At 69.9% G+C, this 15,652-nt stretch carries 12 protein-coding genes; 2 read left to right on the top strand and 10 right to left on the bottom strand.

What is annotated here, in order from left to right; translation table 11 throughout:
* Window positions 1-69 precede the first annotated feature (69 nt).
* From MKK64_RS10830 to MKK64_RS10810, 5 genes are all read right to left on the bottom strand, one after another.
* Window positions 70-1,776, bottom strand: coding sequence for an MFS transporter (locus MKK64_RS10830; protein WP_409567928.1), 1,707 nt, complete (start codon window positions 1,774-1,776; stop codon window positions 70-72).
* 290 nt (window positions 1,777-2,066) lie between these two features.
* The gene (locus MKK64_RS10825) at window positions 2,067-3,746 is read right to left on the bottom strand and encodes a cation acetate symporter (protein ID WP_147726406.1); all 1,680 of its coding nucleotides are present in this window, start codon (window positions 3,744-3,746) and stop codon (window positions 2,067-2,069) included.
* Window positions 3,743-4,117 carry a DUF485 domain-containing protein gene (locus MKK64_RS10820; protein WP_147726407.1) on the bottom strand — a complete coding sequence of 125 codons (375 nt, stop codon included), beginning with the start codon at window positions 4,115-4,117 and terminating at the stop codon, window positions 3,743-3,745. The genes MKK64_RS10825 and MKK64_RS10820 overlap by 4 nt, the downstream gene beginning before the upstream one ends.
* Before the next feature lie 145 nt (window positions 4,118-4,262).
* Window positions 4,263-6,212 carry an acetate--CoA ligase gene (acs, locus tag MKK64_RS10815; RefSeq protein ID WP_243934528.1) on the bottom strand — a complete coding sequence of 650 codons (1,950 nt, stop codon included), beginning with the start codon at window positions 6,210-6,212 and terminating at the stop codon, window positions 4,263-4,265.
* Between the two features lie 335 nt (window positions 6,213-6,547).
* Entirely contained in the window at window positions 6,548-9,310 is a 2,763-nt protein-coding gene (locus tag MKK64_RS10810) for a PAS domain-containing protein (RefSeq protein ID WP_243934526.1), read from the bottom strand.
* Between the two features lie 227 nt (window positions 9,311-9,537).
* Here MKK64_RS10810 and MKK64_RS10805 point away from each other — a divergent pair, with 227 nt between their 5' ends.
* Together MKK64_RS10805 and MKK64_RS10800 are read left to right on the top strand one after the other, a co-directional pair.
* Window positions 9,538-10,026: a phasin gene (locus MKK64_RS10805; RefSeq protein ID WP_147726829.1), complete on the top strand. Its 489-nt coding sequence runs from the start codon at window positions 9,538-9,540 to the stop codon at window positions 10,024-10,026.
* A gap of 163 nt (window positions 10,027-10,189) precedes the next feature.
* The gene (locus MKK64_RS10800) at window positions 10,190-10,522 is read left to right on the top strand and encodes a hypothetical protein (protein ID WP_243934524.1); all 333 of its coding nucleotides are present in this window, start codon (window positions 10,190-10,192) and stop codon (window positions 10,520-10,522) included.
* 212 nt (window positions 10,523-10,734) lie between these two features.
* On the opposite strand, the gene MKK64_RS10795 is transcribed toward MKK64_RS10800, so the two are convergent.
* The 5 genes from MKK64_RS10795 to MKK64_RS10775 form a co-directional block, all read right to left on the bottom strand.
* Window positions 10,735-11,406 carry a L,D-transpeptidase gene (locus MKK64_RS10795; protein ID WP_243934522.1) on the bottom strand — a complete coding sequence of 224 codons (672 nt, stop codon included), beginning with the start codon at window positions 11,404-11,406 and terminating at the stop codon, window positions 10,735-10,737.
* Between the two features lie 139 nt (window positions 11,407-11,545).
* Window positions 11,546-12,364 (bottom strand): transglutaminase-like domain-containing protein, encoded by an 819-nt coding sequence (locus MKK64_RS10790; protein WP_147726835.1) that lies wholly within the window; start codon window positions 12,362-12,364, stop codon window positions 11,546-11,548.
* A 68-nt stretch (window positions 12,365-12,432) separates the two neighbouring features.
* Window positions 12,433-13,332: a transglutaminase family protein gene (locus MKK64_RS10785; protein WP_243934520.1), complete on the bottom strand. Its 900-nt coding sequence runs from the start codon at window positions 13,330-13,332 to the stop codon at window positions 12,433-12,435.
* A 161-nt stretch (window positions 13,333-13,493) separates the two neighbouring features.
* Window positions 13,494-14,027, bottom strand: coding sequence for a response regulator (locus MKK64_RS10780; protein WP_147726851.1), 534 nt, complete (start codon window positions 14,025-14,027; stop codon window positions 13,494-13,496).
* Between the two features lie 246 nt (window positions 14,028-14,273).
* Window positions 14,274-15,470, bottom strand: a complete 1,197-nt coding sequence (locus MKK64_RS10775) for a transglycosylase SLT domain-containing protein (protein ID WP_147843539.1) — start codon at window positions 15,468-15,470, stop codon at window positions 14,274-14,276.
* Window positions 15,471-15,652 lie beyond the last annotated feature (182 nt).

The following is a 15,652-nucleotide window of genomic DNA, read 5'->3' as shown; positions in this document are numbered from 1 at the left end:
GAAGACCCCGCCGACCGGCGGGGCCTTCTCGTTGTCGTGCCGATCCGTGCGCGGCGACGATCTCGTCGCTCAGCGGCGCGGGGCCGGGGCGTCCGCGTCGGCGTAGATGTCGCGGTCCTTGGTCTCGGGCACCAGGAACAGGCCGATGATCACCGTCGCGACGGCGATGACGATCGGGTACCAGAGGCCGTAATAGATATCGCCGGTCTGGGCGACCATCGCAAAGGCGGTGGCCGGGAGCAGGCCGCCGAACCAGCCGTTGCCGATGTGGTAGGGCAGGGACATCGAGGTGTAGCGGATCCGGGTCGGGAACAGCTCGACCAGCATCGCCGCGATCGGCCCGTAGACCATCGTCACGAACAGGACGAGGACGAACAGCAGCCCGATCACGCTCGCCACCTGCGGCCGGAAGATGTCGAACGGATTCGACATCTTCACGATGCCGGCGTCGTTCGCCTTCGGGTAGCCCGCCGCCTGCAGGGCTGCGGTGGCGGCCTTGTTGAAGTCCGCGGCCGGGCTGCCGGCGGGGAACGGCACGGCGGTGTCGTTGACCTTGACCACGGTCGGCTGGCCGGCGGGGCCGGCTTCGGTGGCGTACTTCACCGACGACTTCGAGAGGAAGTCGCGGGCGAGGTCGCACGGCGCCGAGAACACGCGGGTGCCCACCGGGTTGAACAGGTTCCCGCACTCCTTCGGGTCGGCCATCACCGTGACCTTCACCTGGTCGATCGCCCGCTCGAGCGCCGGGTTCGCCACCGAGGTGAGCCCGTGGAACAGTGGAAAGAAGCACGCAGCGGCGATCGCGCAGCCGGCCAGGATGATTGGCTTGCGGCCGATCTTGTCCGAGAGCCATCCGAAGAACACGAAGAAGCCGGTCCCGAGCAGGAGCGACCAGGCGATCAGCAGGTTCGCGGTGTAGCCGTCCACCTTCAGGATCGATTGCAGGAAGAACAGCGCGTAGAACTGGCCCGTGTACCAGACCACGCCCTGGCCCGCGACGAGGCCGAACAGGGCGATGAGCGCGATTCTGGCGTTCTTCCACTGGCCGAAGGCCTCCGTCAGCGGCGCCTTGGAGGTGGTGCCTTCCTCCTTCATCTTCTTGAAGGCCGGCGACTCGGAGAGCTGCAGGCGGATCCAGACCGAGATGCCGAGCAGCAGCACCGAGACCAGGAACGGGATGCGCCAGCCCCAAGCCTTGAACGCCTCCTCGCCGGTGAACGAGCGGGTCGCCAGGATCACCAGCAGCGACAGGAACAGGCCGAGCGTCGCGGTGGTCTGGATCCAGCTCGTGTAGAAGCCGCGCCGTCCGTTCGGGGCGTGTTCGGCGACGTAGGTCGCGGCACCGCCGTACTCGCCGCCGAGCGCGAGGCCCTGCGCGAGGCGCAGCACGATCAGGATGATCGGCGCCGCGATGCCGATGGTCTCGGCGTTGGGCAGGATGCCGACGATGAAGGTCGACAGGCCCATGATCAGGATGGTGACGAGGAAGGTGTACTTGCGGCCGACGAGGTCGCCGACGCGGCCGAACACCAGGGCGCCGAACGGGCGGACGATGAAGCCGGCGGCGAAGGCGAGCAACGCGAAGATGTCGCGCGTGGCCGGCGGGTAGGCCGAGAAGAACTGCGCCCCGATGATCGCAGCGAGCGAGCCGTAGAGGTAGAAGTCGTACCACTCGAACACGGTGCCGAGGGACGACGCGAAGATCACGCGCTTCTCGGCCGAGGTCATCGGCCGTGCCGCGTCTCCCGGCCGTGGGACTGCGGTTGCAGCAACCATCTTGAAATTCCTCCCGATCCGTCGTGTCCCGGTGCTCCTTTCGCGGAACCGGGCTTGGGACGACGCGCTCGCGTCATCCGGCCGTTCGGCAAGAACCGAACACGCGATTGTTACCCGAGGCCTCGATTCTGCCAACAGGTCGGACGGGCGGAACGGAAGGAATGCAGACGTTGTAACAGGTTTGCTTCGGCTCGTGCGCGAAGCGGGCCTGTCGCGGAGACGTGCCGCGACGAAGAAGGGGCGCGGCGGATGCCGCGCCCCCTCGAAAGGCGTCGCCGGTGTGGCGGGCCTCAGTGCGCGTGGGCGCCCTCCGCACCGATGCCGGTCTCCGAGCGCACGAACTGCGCTTCGAAGGCGGCGCGCTCGCGCTCGGCCCGCCGCGACTTGTCGAGCGTCGAGACGATCCAGATCGTCGCGAACGCCAGCGGCATCGAGAACAGCGCCGGGTTGTCGTAGGGGAAGATCGCCGCCGCATGGCCGAGCGTCGCGACCCACACGGCCTTCGACAGCACCACCATCGTCACCGCCGAGATCAGCCCGACGAGGCCGCCGAGCAACGCGCCCCAGGTCGTGGTGCCGCGCCACAGGATCGACATGGCCAGGACCGGGAAGTTGCAGCTCGCCGCGACCGAGAAGGCGAGGCCGACCATGAACGCCACGTTCTGGTTCTCGAACACGTAGCCGAGGTAGATCGCCACGATGCCGATCACCACCGCCGCGATCTTCGAGAGGTTGACCTCGTGCTTCTCGGTGGTGCGCCCGCGGGCGATCACCTGGGCGTAGAGGTCGTGGCTGACGGCGGACGCACCGGCCAGCGTCAACCCGGCGACGACCGCGAGGATGGTCGCGAAGGCCACCGCCGAGATGAAGCCGAGGAAGTACGGCCCGCCGACCGCGTTGGCGAGGTTGACGGCGACCATGTTGGTCCCGCCGAGCATGTCCTTCAGCTTGTCGAACGCGCCGGCTGGCCCGAGCTTGAAGTAGGACGGATCCGACATCAGCAGGGCGATGCCGCCGAAGCCGATGATGAAGGTGAGGATGTAGAAGTAGCCGATCAGGCCGGTGGCGTAGAACACCGACTTGCGGGCGGCCTGGGCATCCGAGACGGTGAAGAAGCGCATCAGGATGTGCGGCAGGCCGGCGGTGCCGAACATCAGGCCGACGCCGAGCGAGATCGCCTCGACCGGGTTCGACACGAGGCCGCCGGGCGCCATGATCGCGTCGCCCTTCGGATGCGTGGCGACGGCCGAGGCGAACAGCGCCTCCGGGTTGAAGCCGTACTTGAGCAGCACGGCCCCGGCCATGAAGGTGGCGCCGCCGAGCAGCAGGCAGGCCTTGATCACCTGCACCCAGGTGGTGGCCTTCATGCCGCCGAAGGCGACGTAGACGATCATCAGCACGCCGACGATCACCACCGCGTAGAGGTAGGGCAGGCCGAACAGCAGCTGGATCAGCTTCCCCGCGCCGACCATCTGGGCGATCAGGTAGAACGCCACCACGACCAGCGTTCCGGTCGCGGAGATGATGCGGATCGAGGTCTGGTCGAGGCGGAAGCTCGCCACGTCGGCGAAGGTGAACTTGCCGAGGTTGCGCAGGCGCTCGGCGATCAGGAACAGCACGATCGGCCAGCCGACGAGGAAGCCGGTGGAGTAGATCAGCCCGTCGAAGCCCGAGGTGTAGACGAGGCCGGAGATCCCGAGGAACGAGGCCGCCGACATGTAGTCGCCGGCGATCGCCAGCGAGTTCGTGCCGGCCGAGATGCCGCCGCCCGCGGCGTAGAAGTCGGCCGCGGACTTGGTGCCCTTGGCCGCCTTGTAGGTGATGCCCAGCGTGAACAGCACGAAGAACAGGAACATGCCGATGGCCGGCCAGTTCGTCGCCTGCTGCTGCACGGCGCCCATGTCGGGGCCGGCCGCGAGCGCGGGGCCGGCCAAAAGGGCGGCTCCCAGGAATGACAGGGTGCGGATCATCGTCCGAGGCTCCGCTTGAGTTCGGCGGCCAGGGCGTCGTAGCGGGTGTTGGCGCGCATGACGTAGAGGCCGGTGAGGAGGAAGGCGAAGAGGATCACGACGACCCCCATGAGAAGGCCGACCGACGCGGTGCCGCTGCCGAGCTTCACCGCGAGCAGGCTCTTGTCGAAGGCGATCAGGCCGATGAAGCCGAAATAGACGAGCAGCATCAGGCCGGTAAGGATCCAGCCGAAGCTCGTGCGTTCCTGGACGAGCTGGCGGAAGATCGGGCTCTTCGCGACTTCGTCGTAGGCGGGTCCGGACGCGGTGCTGCCGGGCCGCGGCACCGCTGGGGCGGGGCGGCCGTCGAGGCCGCTTGTGGTGATGGACATGTGTGCTCCCTCCGATGAAGGGGTACCCGCGATCGGGCCCGCCTTCCGGTCGACGTGACTGCATTTTTTGCATGTTGGAGGCGGACGCCCTGGGGCATCCGCCTCGGTGAGCGGGTCGAGGCCCGCCCGTCGTCGCAGACCGGCCCTAGACGGCGCGGTTCTGTCGATTCTCGATCAGGTCGTCGACCACCGCGGGCTCGGCGAGCGTCGAGGTGTCGCCGAGCGATGAGAAGTCGTCCTCGGCGATCTTGCGCAGGATGCGGCGCATGATCTTGCCCGAGCGGGTCTTGGGCAGGCCGGGAGCGAACTGGATCAGGTCCGGCGAGGCGATCGGCCCGATGTCCTTGCGGACCCAGGTGACGAGCTCCTTGCGCAGCGCGTCGTCGCCCTCCTCGCCCTCGTTGAGGGTGACGTAGGCGTAGATGCCCTGGCCCTTGAGGTTGTGCGGGTAGCCGACGACCGCCGCCTCGGCGACCTTCGCATGGGCGACCAGCGAGGACTCGACCTCGGCGGTGCCCATGCGGTGACCCGAGACGTTGATCACGTCGTCGACCCGGCCGGTGATCCAGTAATAGCCGTCCACGTCGCGGCGGGCGCCGTCGCCGGTGAAGTACTTGCCCGGATAGGTCGAGAAGTAGGTCTGCTCGAAGCGCTCGTGGTCGCCGTAGACGGTGCGCATCTGGCCGGGCCAGGATTCGGTGATGCAGAGGTTGCCCTCGCACGGCCCGTCCAAAACCTTGCCCTCGGCATCGACCATCGCCGGCTGCACGCCGAAGAACGGGCGCGTGGCCGAGCCGGGCTTCAGCCGGGTCGCGCCGGGCAGCGGGGTGATCAGGATGCCGCCGGTCTCGGTCTGCCACCAGGTGTCGACGATGGCGCAGCGCGAGTCGCCGACGACCTTGTAGTACCAGTCCCAGGCCTCCGGGTTGATCGGCTCGCCGACCGACCCGAGCACGCGCAGGCTGGCCCGCGAGGTCTTCTTCACCGGCCCTTCGCCGCCGCCCATCAGCGAGCGGATCGCGGTCGGGGCGGTGTAGAAGATGTTGACCTTGTGCTTGTCGACCACGTCCCAGAACCGGGAATTCGACGGGTAGGTCGGAATGCCCTCGAACATCAGCGTCGTCGCGCCGTTGGCGAGCGGCCCGTAGACGATGTAGCTGTGGCCGGTGACCCAGCCGACGTCGGCGGTGCACCAGTACACCTCGCCCTCGCGGTAATCGAAGACGTACTGGTGCGTCATCGACGCGTAGACGAGGTAACCGCCGGTGGTGTGGACCACACCCTTGGGCTGGCCGGTCGAGCCCGAGGTGTAGAGGATGAAGAGCGGGTGCTCGGCCTCCACGGCCTCGGCCGGGCACTCGTCGGTCACCTGCTCGGCGGCCTCGTGGTAGTACACGTCGCGGCCCGGCTCCATCGCCACGTCGCTGCCGGTGCGGCGCACCACGACGACGTGGTCGACGACGTCCTTGCCGAGGCGCGCGATCGCCGCGTCGACGTTCGCCTTCAGCGGCACCTTGCGCCCGCCGCGCAGGCCCTCGTCCGCGGTGATCACGATCTTCGAGGCGCAGCCCTCGATGCGCGAGGCCAGCGAATCGGGCGAGAAGCCGCCGAAGACGATGGAGTGCACGGCGCCGAGGCGCGCGCAGGCCAGCATGGCGTAGGCGGCCTCGGGGATCATCGGCATGTAGATCGTGACGCGATCACCCTTCTCGACCCCGCGGTTGCGCAGCACGTTCGCCATCCGGCAGACCTGCGCATGCAGCTCGCGGTAGGTGATGTGCTTCGACTCGTTCGGGTCGTCGCCTTCCCAGATGATCGCGGTCTGGTCGCCGCGGGTCTCGAGGTGCCGATCGACGCAATTGTAGGCGACGTTGGTCTTGCCGTCCTCGAACCACTTGATCGAGACCTTGCCCTGTTCGAAGCTGGCGTTCTTGACCTTGGAGAACGGCGTCATCCAGTCGATGCGCTTGCCGTGCTCGCCCCAGAACGCGTTCGGGTCGGCAACCGAGGCGGCGTACATCTCGCGATACTTGGCGTCGTCCACATGGGCGCCCTCGCGCCATGTGTCCCGAACCTCGACGACCTTCCCGTCCATCTCGCGTCTCCCTGATTGGTGCCCGATCGTATCGCAGTTGTCCGCGCAGCCGGGGCTTCCAAAGATTATCGTCGTCGTCGTCGTAACACCAATCGCCGCCCCCCGCCCGACCCGCATCCGGCCGAAGGCGACACAATTCCTGCTAGGGGCGCCCGGAGAGCGCTGTCAAGCCGGTTTTCCTGCACCAAGGTCGGGGCCCGTTCGAGCCCGACCCTAAGTCCCGCCGTCGTCCCTCGGTGGGATGGTCTGCACGGCCCCGCTTGAAGAGTCTAACGGTGACGACGAATTTCGAACCGGTCCTCTGACAAAGGCCGGGGATTGTCTCGGCGTGCCACTCACCCCGTTCGAAATTCCGTTCCTGGGAGAAGAATCTCCACCAGGGTGCCGTCGTTGCCCCGGGTCGAGATGCGCAGCGAACCTTGATTGGCCTCGACCAGGGCCTTGGTCAGCGGCAATCCGAGCCCGCCGACGTGCGACTCGCTGCCGCTGCGGGGGTCGTAGCCGTCCTCGGGCTCGGCGGAGCGTGCGCCCGGGCCGGTGCCGCGCACCTTCAGCGCGATGCCGCCGCGCTCGCCCGGCGTCGTCGAGACGATCACCTGGCCGCCGGCCGCGGTCGCGCGGATCGCCTCGCCGATCACCGTCAGCGCAGCCTGCCGCAGGGAAGGCTCGTCCGCCTCCAGCGGCGCGAGATCCGGCGAGAAGCTGGTGCGCAGGACGATGCGCCCGCGCGCCGCCTCGGGCTGCAGCAGCTCAACGCAGCCCGAGACCAGCTCGTTCAGGGGCAGCGGCCGGACGGACAGCGCGAGGCCGCCGGATTCGATGGTGGCGATGTCGATCAGGTCGGAGACGAGGCCGCGCACGTGGTCGCCCGCCGCTCGGATCGCGCGCAGCGTCGTGCGGTAGCGTTCGTCGACCGGCCCGTGCGGCTCCGCGAGGATGCCGTCGGCGAGGCCGACGATCCCCTCGACCGGCGTGCGGATCTCGCGATCGAGGCGGTCGAGGAAGGCCGCGCGATCGAAGTCCGGCCGCGCCCGCGCGGCATCGTCGGGCGCAGGCCGCAGCAGGGCGACGCGGGCCCCGTCCCGGCCGGACACGCGCAGCGTCAGCGGACGGCCACCGGCGGCGGCGATGCGCGTCTCGGTGCCGAGCCCGGCGATGCCGGCACGCACCGCGTCGCGCTGCGCGGCCTCGAACAGGGTGTCGAAGCCGGTGCCGACCACCTCGCGGGGATCGCATCCGAACAGGCCGGCGGCGGCCCGGTTCATCGCGACGATGCGGGAGGCCGGGTCGAGGGTGACGACGCCGTCGTCGAGGGCGTCGAGGGTCGCACGCGCGTCCGCGGCGTGGCCGTCGCGAAACGACTGGGCGAGGCGTTCGGCCGCCCGCTCGCGGGCCGGATCGGCCTCGTCGACCACGCGCAGGATCATGCAGGTCGCCGGCTCTCCTCTCCAGGTCGTCGGCCCGCGCTCGATGGCGACCGGACGGCTGCCGCCCTGCGCGGTCTCGACGATGCGCGGGCCGGCGGAGGCGCCGGTACCGGCGACGCGGTCGGCCGGGGCAAGCCCGGGGAACAGGCGATGGAGGCCCGCGGCCTGAAGGCTTGCGAGGTCGGCGTATCCGGTGAGGTCGAGGAGGCGGCGGTTGGCCGCCAGCACCGCGTCGCCGCGGTGGATCAGCATCGAAAGGGGGAGGTCGTCCAGGGGCGGAGCGACGTCGTCCGGCTGCACCGGCGTCTCGGGCTCCGCGACCCTGGGCGTCGGGAACGGCATCACCGCTCCGCCCGCGCCGCGCGCATCCGCGGCGTCGGCCGGGTCCCGGATCTCGTCGTCGCCGGCGTAGCGGGCACCGAGCGCGCGGGCGATCTCGCGGAAGGCCGCGTGCTCGGTCACCGACAGGGCGGCGTCGGCGCCCTCCTGCACCGCGACCGGGCTTTCGCTGGGCGGGCTCTGCTCGACGGGCGCCGGCTCGGAGTCCGGCAGGACCGCGATCGGCGCAGGGGCGGCGTTGATATCGGGCACCGGCGCCGGGCCGCGGGCACCGGACCAGGGATCGCGCGCGAATGGATCGCCGGCCCAATGGCTGCCGAAGCGGGCGGCGGTGATCGTCGCCGGCGGCCACGCGGCCTTGCGGATGTCGGGCAGCGTGCGATCGGCTCCCTCGGAGCCCGGGCCGCCCGCCTCCGCGTCGGGCGGGGAGACGGCGTCGGGCAGCTGGGGATCGGGAACGGGGACGACCGGATCCGGACCGGCTTGCGCCGCATCGGTCGGGGGTTCCAAGGCTGCCGACGGTGCAATCACCGCGCGCACCACGCCGTACCCGCCCAATCCCGAGAACGTGTCGCCGCTGCGGCCGAGGCAGGCGCCGGACAGGTCGAGGGCGAGCGCACCGATCGGGCCGGCGTCCAGCACGGCCGGCAGCGCCCGAAACGTGCGCCGGGATCCGACCGCGGCGAGGAACGCGTCTGCATCGCGCAAGCGGCCGGCCCCGGCGAGGTCGGCCCAGCTGTGCCCGACGAGGCGCGGCGCGAGCGGCCCGAACGATGCCCCGGAGATCGTCGCGAGGCGGTCCGCGGCATCGCTCCGCCAGACGAAGCGATCGCCGGCCATGGGCACGACCGCGTCGCCCGGATCGAGCGCGATCGGCGCCGCGGCCGCGACCGGAGCGGCCGGCATGACGTGATCGTCCGGCCGATCCGTGGTCGCGGGCGGAACCGGGCGCGGGCGGAAGGCGGGGAGGGGACCGACCGCGATCAGGAGCAGGGCGGGGGCGCCGTCGATCGTGCCGCCGGCGATCAGGCAGGCGGTCGGCGGCGCGATCCGCCGCGGATCGAGGCGCAGGCGCACCAGCCGCGGCCGCTCGGTGCCGCCGACGGCACGGATGTGGCCGGCGAGGGCCGGGTTCAGCGTCCCGGCTTCGTCCGAGACCGCGTCGCGGAACGGGACGGCCGCGGCGGAGGCGTGCAGGATCGCCGTCGCGGCCCCGTCGAGGACGAGGTAGGCCCGCGCCGAATCAGCCAGCGTCGCGGCGAGGACGGGATCGCCCGCCCAGGCCTCCAGAGCGGCCGTGAGGCCTGCACGCGTGCTGTCGCCAACGTTCAACGAAGTGTCCCCATCGGCCGCGTCCCGGCCCGTTCGGTTACGGAAATATGATTGTACCGTGCTTATTGTAGGCGGAGCGCCGAAGGGTGCTGGACCTTTCTCGCGCCCGTCACACGTTTACCTCGCATCAACGTTAATGCTGCCTCGCCGGGTGGCGTACGATGATACCTGTGTTATTGTGCAGCGCACAATGATGCATCAACCGGCAACGTGAGAGGAGACGAGCGATGAGCACCCCCCCGACCTACGAAGTCCCGACCGAGATGCGCGATTTCGCCGAAAAGAGCGTCGACCAGGCCCGCAAGGCCTTCGACAGCTTCATCGGCGCCGCACGCCGCACCGCGGAGACCGTGACCGGGTCCACCGAGGCGACCCGGACCAGCGTGAAGGACGTGTCCGCCCGCGGCTTCGAGTATGCCGAGCAGAACGTCAACGCCGCCTTCGACCTCGCCCAGAAGCTCGTCCGCTCGAAGGACGTGCAGGAGGCGATGCAGCATCAGGCCGAGTTCGTGCGCAGCCAGTTCGCCGCGATCCAGGCGCAGGCCAAGGATTTCGGCGGTCTCGCCCAGAGCGCGATGCAGCAGGGTGCCGAGCGCGCGAAGTCCGTGATGCAGGAAGGTGCCGACAACGCCCGCAAGGCGATGGAGCAGGGAACGGATGCCGCCAAGCAGGCGGCGCACGATGCGCAGGACGCCGCCAACAAGGCGACGCACTGAGCCCTGCAAACCATGCCCGCCCCTTCGGGGGGCGGGCCACGGGCAATCGCTCACCGGCCCGCCTCCGATCGTCGGGGGCGGGCCGTCTCGTTTTCGCCGGGTTTCCGCGAGCATGCCTGCATCGGCCCGAACAGGGTTCCTACGTTCCGCCGATAGGGATGCCATGCGACAGATCACACGCCTCGGCCTCGCCGCCCTGCTCACGACCTTGGCCTTGCAGGCCGCCGACGCCCAGTATTACGACGCGCCGCCCCGCGGGTACGACGAGCGCCCGGCCTACGACGAGCGCCCGACCTACCCGCGGCGGCGCGAGCGGCCGGCCCCGGCCCGCCCGGTCGGCCTGAACTGCGATGCGGTCCAGCAGGGCCTGACCGGCCCGCAACCCTATTCCTGCCCGCTTCCGGGCCCGCGGCCGCTGGGCGCGCGCTGCTTCTGCGACATGCCGATCGCCTCGTTCAGCCAGCCGCAGACGGCGGTCGGCCGCGTCGTTCCCTGACGCGCGACCGCCTTCGCACCGCGAGGTCGAGGCCTCGAATGCGCGCCCGACGCCTCCCGCGTCTCCGTATCGACGGCTGCGCGGATCGCCGGCGCGGGGCTCGAGCCCGCGGAGCCGAGCGGAGCGGCGCCGAGGTGTTCAGACGAGACGGGCCGCGCCACCCTCTCGGATGACGCGGCCCGCGTTGGTTTGCAGACGCGTGCGCTGTCGGATCAGTTCAGGACCACGACCTTGGCGCCGACCTTCACGCGCTCGTAGAGGTCGGTGACGTCGTCGTTGGTCATCCGGATGCAACCCGAGGACACGGCCTGGCCGATCGTGTCCGGCTCGTTCGAGCCGTGGATGCGGTATTCGGTGTTGCCGATGTACATGGCGCGGGCGCCGAGCGGGTTCTCGATGCCGCCGGCCATGTAGCGCGGCAGGTCGGGGCGGCGGGCGATCATCGCGGCCGGGGGCGTCCACGACGGCCACTCCTTCTTGGCGGTCACGGTCTTGGTGCCCGACCAGGTGAAGCCGGGACGGCCGACGCCGACGCCGTAGCGGATCGCCTCGCCGTTGGGCATCACGAAGTACAGGCGACGCTCGGTGGTCGAGACGACGACCGTGCCCGGAGCATAGTTGCCGTTGAACGCCACGATCTCGCGCTGGATCGGCTGGACCTGCGCCTGCGGCGCGGCCTGCACGCCCTGGCCGTAGCCCGGCTCGTAGACGGGACGCTGGCCGTAATAGTCACGGCTCTGCGTACCCTGGTAACCGTAGGACTGATCTTCCTCGTATCCGGCATCGGTGCCGAAGGGATCGTAGGTCGAGGCGGCCATGGCCGGCACGCTGGCAACAATCGAGAGTCCGAGGAGGGCGGCGAGAGCGGTGGCTGGGGTCTTCATGATGTGGCCTACCTGTGCAGTAACCTTTGCTATTACAAGCGTGAGCATAGGCAGAGGGTTCCACGGGCCGGCGAAGATTTCAGGAGCGTGGGAATACGTAAGCCGCGAAGACGTCGTCGCGCCGATCGAGGGCGCGCGATCACGCCACCTCGTCGGTGTGCACGTCGAAGCGGGCGAGGGGCGCGTAGCCGAAGTTGGTGGTGATCGCGACGTCGGTGGCGTCGCGCCCGCGCGCCATCACGATCCGCCCGATGCGCGGCGTGTTGTGGCGGGCGTCGAAGGTGTACCAGCACCCGCCCTGCGGCCCTTCGAGGTAGACCTCGAACCAGGCGGAGAAGTCCATCGGCGCCGGATCCTTCGGAACGCCGATGTCGCCGAGATAGCCGGTGCAGTAACGCGCCGGGATGTTCATGCAGCGGCAGAAGGTGACGGCCAGGTGCGCGAAGTCGCGGCACACGCCCTCGCGCTGCATGAAGCCGTCATGAGCGCTGCGGGTGGCGTCGGCGCGCATGTAGTCGAAGCGGATGCGCTCGTGGGTGTAGTCGACGATCGCCTGGACGCGCGCCCAACCTTCCGGCGTGCTGCCGAACAACGACCACGCGGTCTGCGAAAGCTTGTCGGTGTCGCAGTAGCGCGAGCCCAGCAGGTAGACGAGGACCTCGTCGGGCAGGTCCTGCACCGGGATCTGCCGCGCATCCGGCACGAACGCGTCGGGCTGCCCGGAATCCTGCACCGTGAAGTCGGCCGAGATCGTCAGCAGCCCGGGCGGCGCGACGATGCGATGGCAGATGTTGCCGAAGCCGTCCTCATACTGGTGGCAGGGGATCGGCGGATCGAAGGCGATCGCCTGCGGCGACAGCAGGTCCGGCAGCCGCGACGGGTGGACGCTGAGCATCAGGATCATCGGCATCGGCTGCGCCGAATCGAAGGCGATATCGAAACCGGTCCTGATCTTCATCGCGCCACCTGCCAACCTTCCTCAACGAAGCATACGTTCATGATGCCCGCACCGGCGTGTCGGTACCCCTATTGCGCGGGGGCGAGCTCCAGCGCCGGCTTCTCGGTCACGGCGACGTCGACGCGCATGCCGAGGTCGTCGCTCGCCAGACCGAAATACGACCCGTGCAACGGCACCGCCTGCCGCGGGTCGCGGGCGATGGCGACGCGGATCAGGTCGCGATTGCCGACGATGCCGTTGGTCGGGTCGAACTCGATCCAGCCGGCCCCCGGAAGATAGACGCCGACCCAGGCATGGGTCGAGCCGCCTCCGACGTGGCGGTCGCGGTCGTTGCGCGGATTGTAGAGGTAGCCGGAGACGAAGCGCGCCGCCATGCCGAGGGAGCGGACGCCCTCCATCATCAGCACCGCGAAGTCGCGGCACGATCCGCGCTTCAGGCGGAGCGTCGTCACCGGGTCCTGCACGCCCTTCTCGCTGCGGGCGAGGTAGGTGAAGTTGCGGCGGATGCCGCGGGTCATGTCGGCGAGCAGGTCCTGCGTCGGGATGCGGCCGTCGGCCGGGATGAAGCTGCGCGCCCAGGCGTCGACCACGTGGTGCGTGTCGGGCCATTGCCGCTCGATCGAGCGCGACAGGTCGGGCATGTCCTCGACGCCGTAGCCGAACGGGTAGTGGGTCGCGTGCGGCGCCAGCGGGAAGACCGGAGCGTGCTCGGGCGTATGGTCGAGGGTGATGCCGCAGGTGAAGCGCAGGGTGTCGCTGCGCGTGTCGAAGCTCGCGATCGCGACGCAGTTGCCGAACACGTCGAACATCCAGCGCACGCTGGCCGGCAGCGGGTCGATGTCGAGGGTCGCCTCGATCAGGCGCTGATCGTAGCTGTCCCGCGGGCGGAACATGATCCGGTGCTCGCCGAAGGTGACCGGGCGGCGGTAGCGGTACACGGTGAGGTGCCGGACGGACAGGATCGGCAAGGACGTAACACTCCGCGGATGCGCCGGTGCGACGTCCGTGCTGCAAATTTCACGCCCACATGCCCGTTTCGGTCCGGGACGGCGATCGAAGCGGCCGATGCCGCGTTCCATGCAGAGCCGGACGATGCCGTCGACGCGAAGGGTAGCGCGCAGGGCCGGCGTCAGAGGATCGGCGGTGCCGGCTCGCCGACGGCCCGTTCCGCCTCCACCAGCACGTCGAAGGCGCGCCACGGCTTCTGGATGAACACCGCCTCAGGCGGGATCTCGGGGCGGCCGACGCAGTGGCCCGACGTGATGACGAGCCGCGCCCGCGGCCACAGCGTCGCGACCGCATGGGCAAGCTGGAGGCCGTCCATCTCGCCGGCCAGACGCACGTCGGCGAAGACCAGGGCGACGTCGCCGCCCCGTGCCTGCAGCACCGCGAGCGCCGCTTCGGCGCTGTCGCAGCCGACGACCGAAAGCTCGGTCTCCTCGAGCAGCGCCTCCGCGAGGCCGCGAACCTGGGGATTGTCCTCGACGACGAGGGCGATCCGCTCGGCCCGCGGGGCAGGGGGCGCCGCAGGCTTCGCGACGTCGCCGTCGGATTCGGATTGCCGGACCTTGCGCACGAGCGCAGCCAGATGCTCCGGCACGCCCTCGGCGACGAGGCTGTCGTAGAACGACGCCAGCGTCTCCCCGATCCGGTCGAGGGGTATGTCGGGGCTCAGCGTGTCGATGGGCCGGTGTCGGAGCGGTTTGGTCAAGAACTTCCCCCGAAGTCTTCGCGTCGCGGGCCGCGGATGCGGAGTCGCTTGAAGAAAGAAGTCGGGAAAGCGCAGTCAGTTGCGCCGGCTTCACGATTCAGGCGGCCGTTTGATCCTTGCGGACGGCCGATCCCCGAGGCGCCCGATACCTGGAGCGCCAGATACCTGGAGCACCCGAGATACCTGGGGCGGCCGATCCTAGCGGGCGGCCGCGTCGGCGTCGGCGTAGGCCATCACGCCCGACACGGCGCGGACGTCGCGGTAGCGCGCGCCGCGGGCGCTCATCATCGCCTCGAACTTCTCGTGCACCTGCGCGACCGACAGGCTCGCGGCCTTGCGGCGGCGGTTGCGCTCGGAAGCGAAGAAGATCGAGCGGTTGGCCCGCGCCGGGCCCGGAAGCAGCTTGGCCGCGGCGGCGCCGGGCTTGTCGACGACCTGGGCGAGGAACGATTCGGCATCGTCCGGCCCGAGGAAGTGGGCGAGGTAGACCTCGCCCAGAGACAGCTCGCGCCCGATCCGCAGGGCGATGCGGGCGGCGTCGCGCTTCAGCATCTCGCCCGCCAGAAGCGCCGAGAGGTAGGGATCGCGGCGCAGCTCGAGGATCCGGGTGCGCTCGGCGGCGTCCGTCACCGTCGGCCGGTCGTTGGAATCGGCGACGATCAGCGCCGCCTCCTTCTCCATCCCGTACTTGGCGCCGAAGTCGCGCACGCAGCCGAGCCAGGTCCGCTCGATGAACTGGTACAGGCCGGTGGCCGAGGAGGTCTTGGCCTGCACGGCGGTGATGAAGCTCGACTCCTTGTCGGCCACCGCCATCAGCAGCACCGGGTCGGTCTGCACGGCCTGGGCGGCACGCACGATCGTCTGGACGATGTGGCGGCGGATCTTCATCGGCCCGAACTCGAGCACGTCGTTCGGGTCGCCGCCGGCGCTCTCCGAGAGCAGGAAATCGTAGGACACCCGGTCGACCGCGTTGGACCCGAGCTCGGTGTCGAGATCGTGGACCGCGGCGAAGGCCGAGGAGGCGCGCAGCACCACCGGCGGCTCGGCGACGACGGGCGGCAGCGCGCTCACCTGGATGCGGGGGCGCGGCATCGGGATCTCGGTGGCGGCCTGGGCCGAGGACACCGCATTCTCGAGGCCGATCTTGCCGAGCTCGACGCCCGAGCCGATCAGCAGCGCGCTCAGCGCGCCGGCGAACAGCGACATCGACAGGACGGAGCGGGCGAGCGCCGGGCGGCTGCCGTGGCCGCGGCCGACCGGGGCGGAAAGGGTGATGCAGTCGGTGGCGCCCGCCCCGAAGCGGCCCGTGGACGCCGATTTGGACGCGCCCTTGCCGACGGCGGCGGAGCCGGACGCGATGGCCTTGCGAGACGTTCCGACGGTGCGGCCCTGCATGTGCGTCCCAAAACCCGGTTTCGCGCCGATGGCGGCGCCACCCCCCGATCTGGCTTGACAGATGTGGCGACAACACGGCCGAGGCTGGACCATTCCGGTCGTGCCGGCGGTTTCCGGGGGCCGGCCGGCCATCACCCGTTCCTCCGGCGATGGTGGGGCGCGATGTGAGCCCGTGACTTGGC

Origin of the sequence: Methylobacterium sp. E-025 (assembly GCF_022829705.1) — a bacterium.
In the GTDB taxonomy this organism is placed as follows: domain Bacteria; phylum Pseudomonadota; class Alphaproteobacteria; order Rhizobiales; family Beijerinckiaceae; genus Methylobacterium.
The sequence above is the reverse complement of the archived record's forward strand: the minus strand, read 5'-3'. Positions and strand labels throughout refer to the sequence as shown.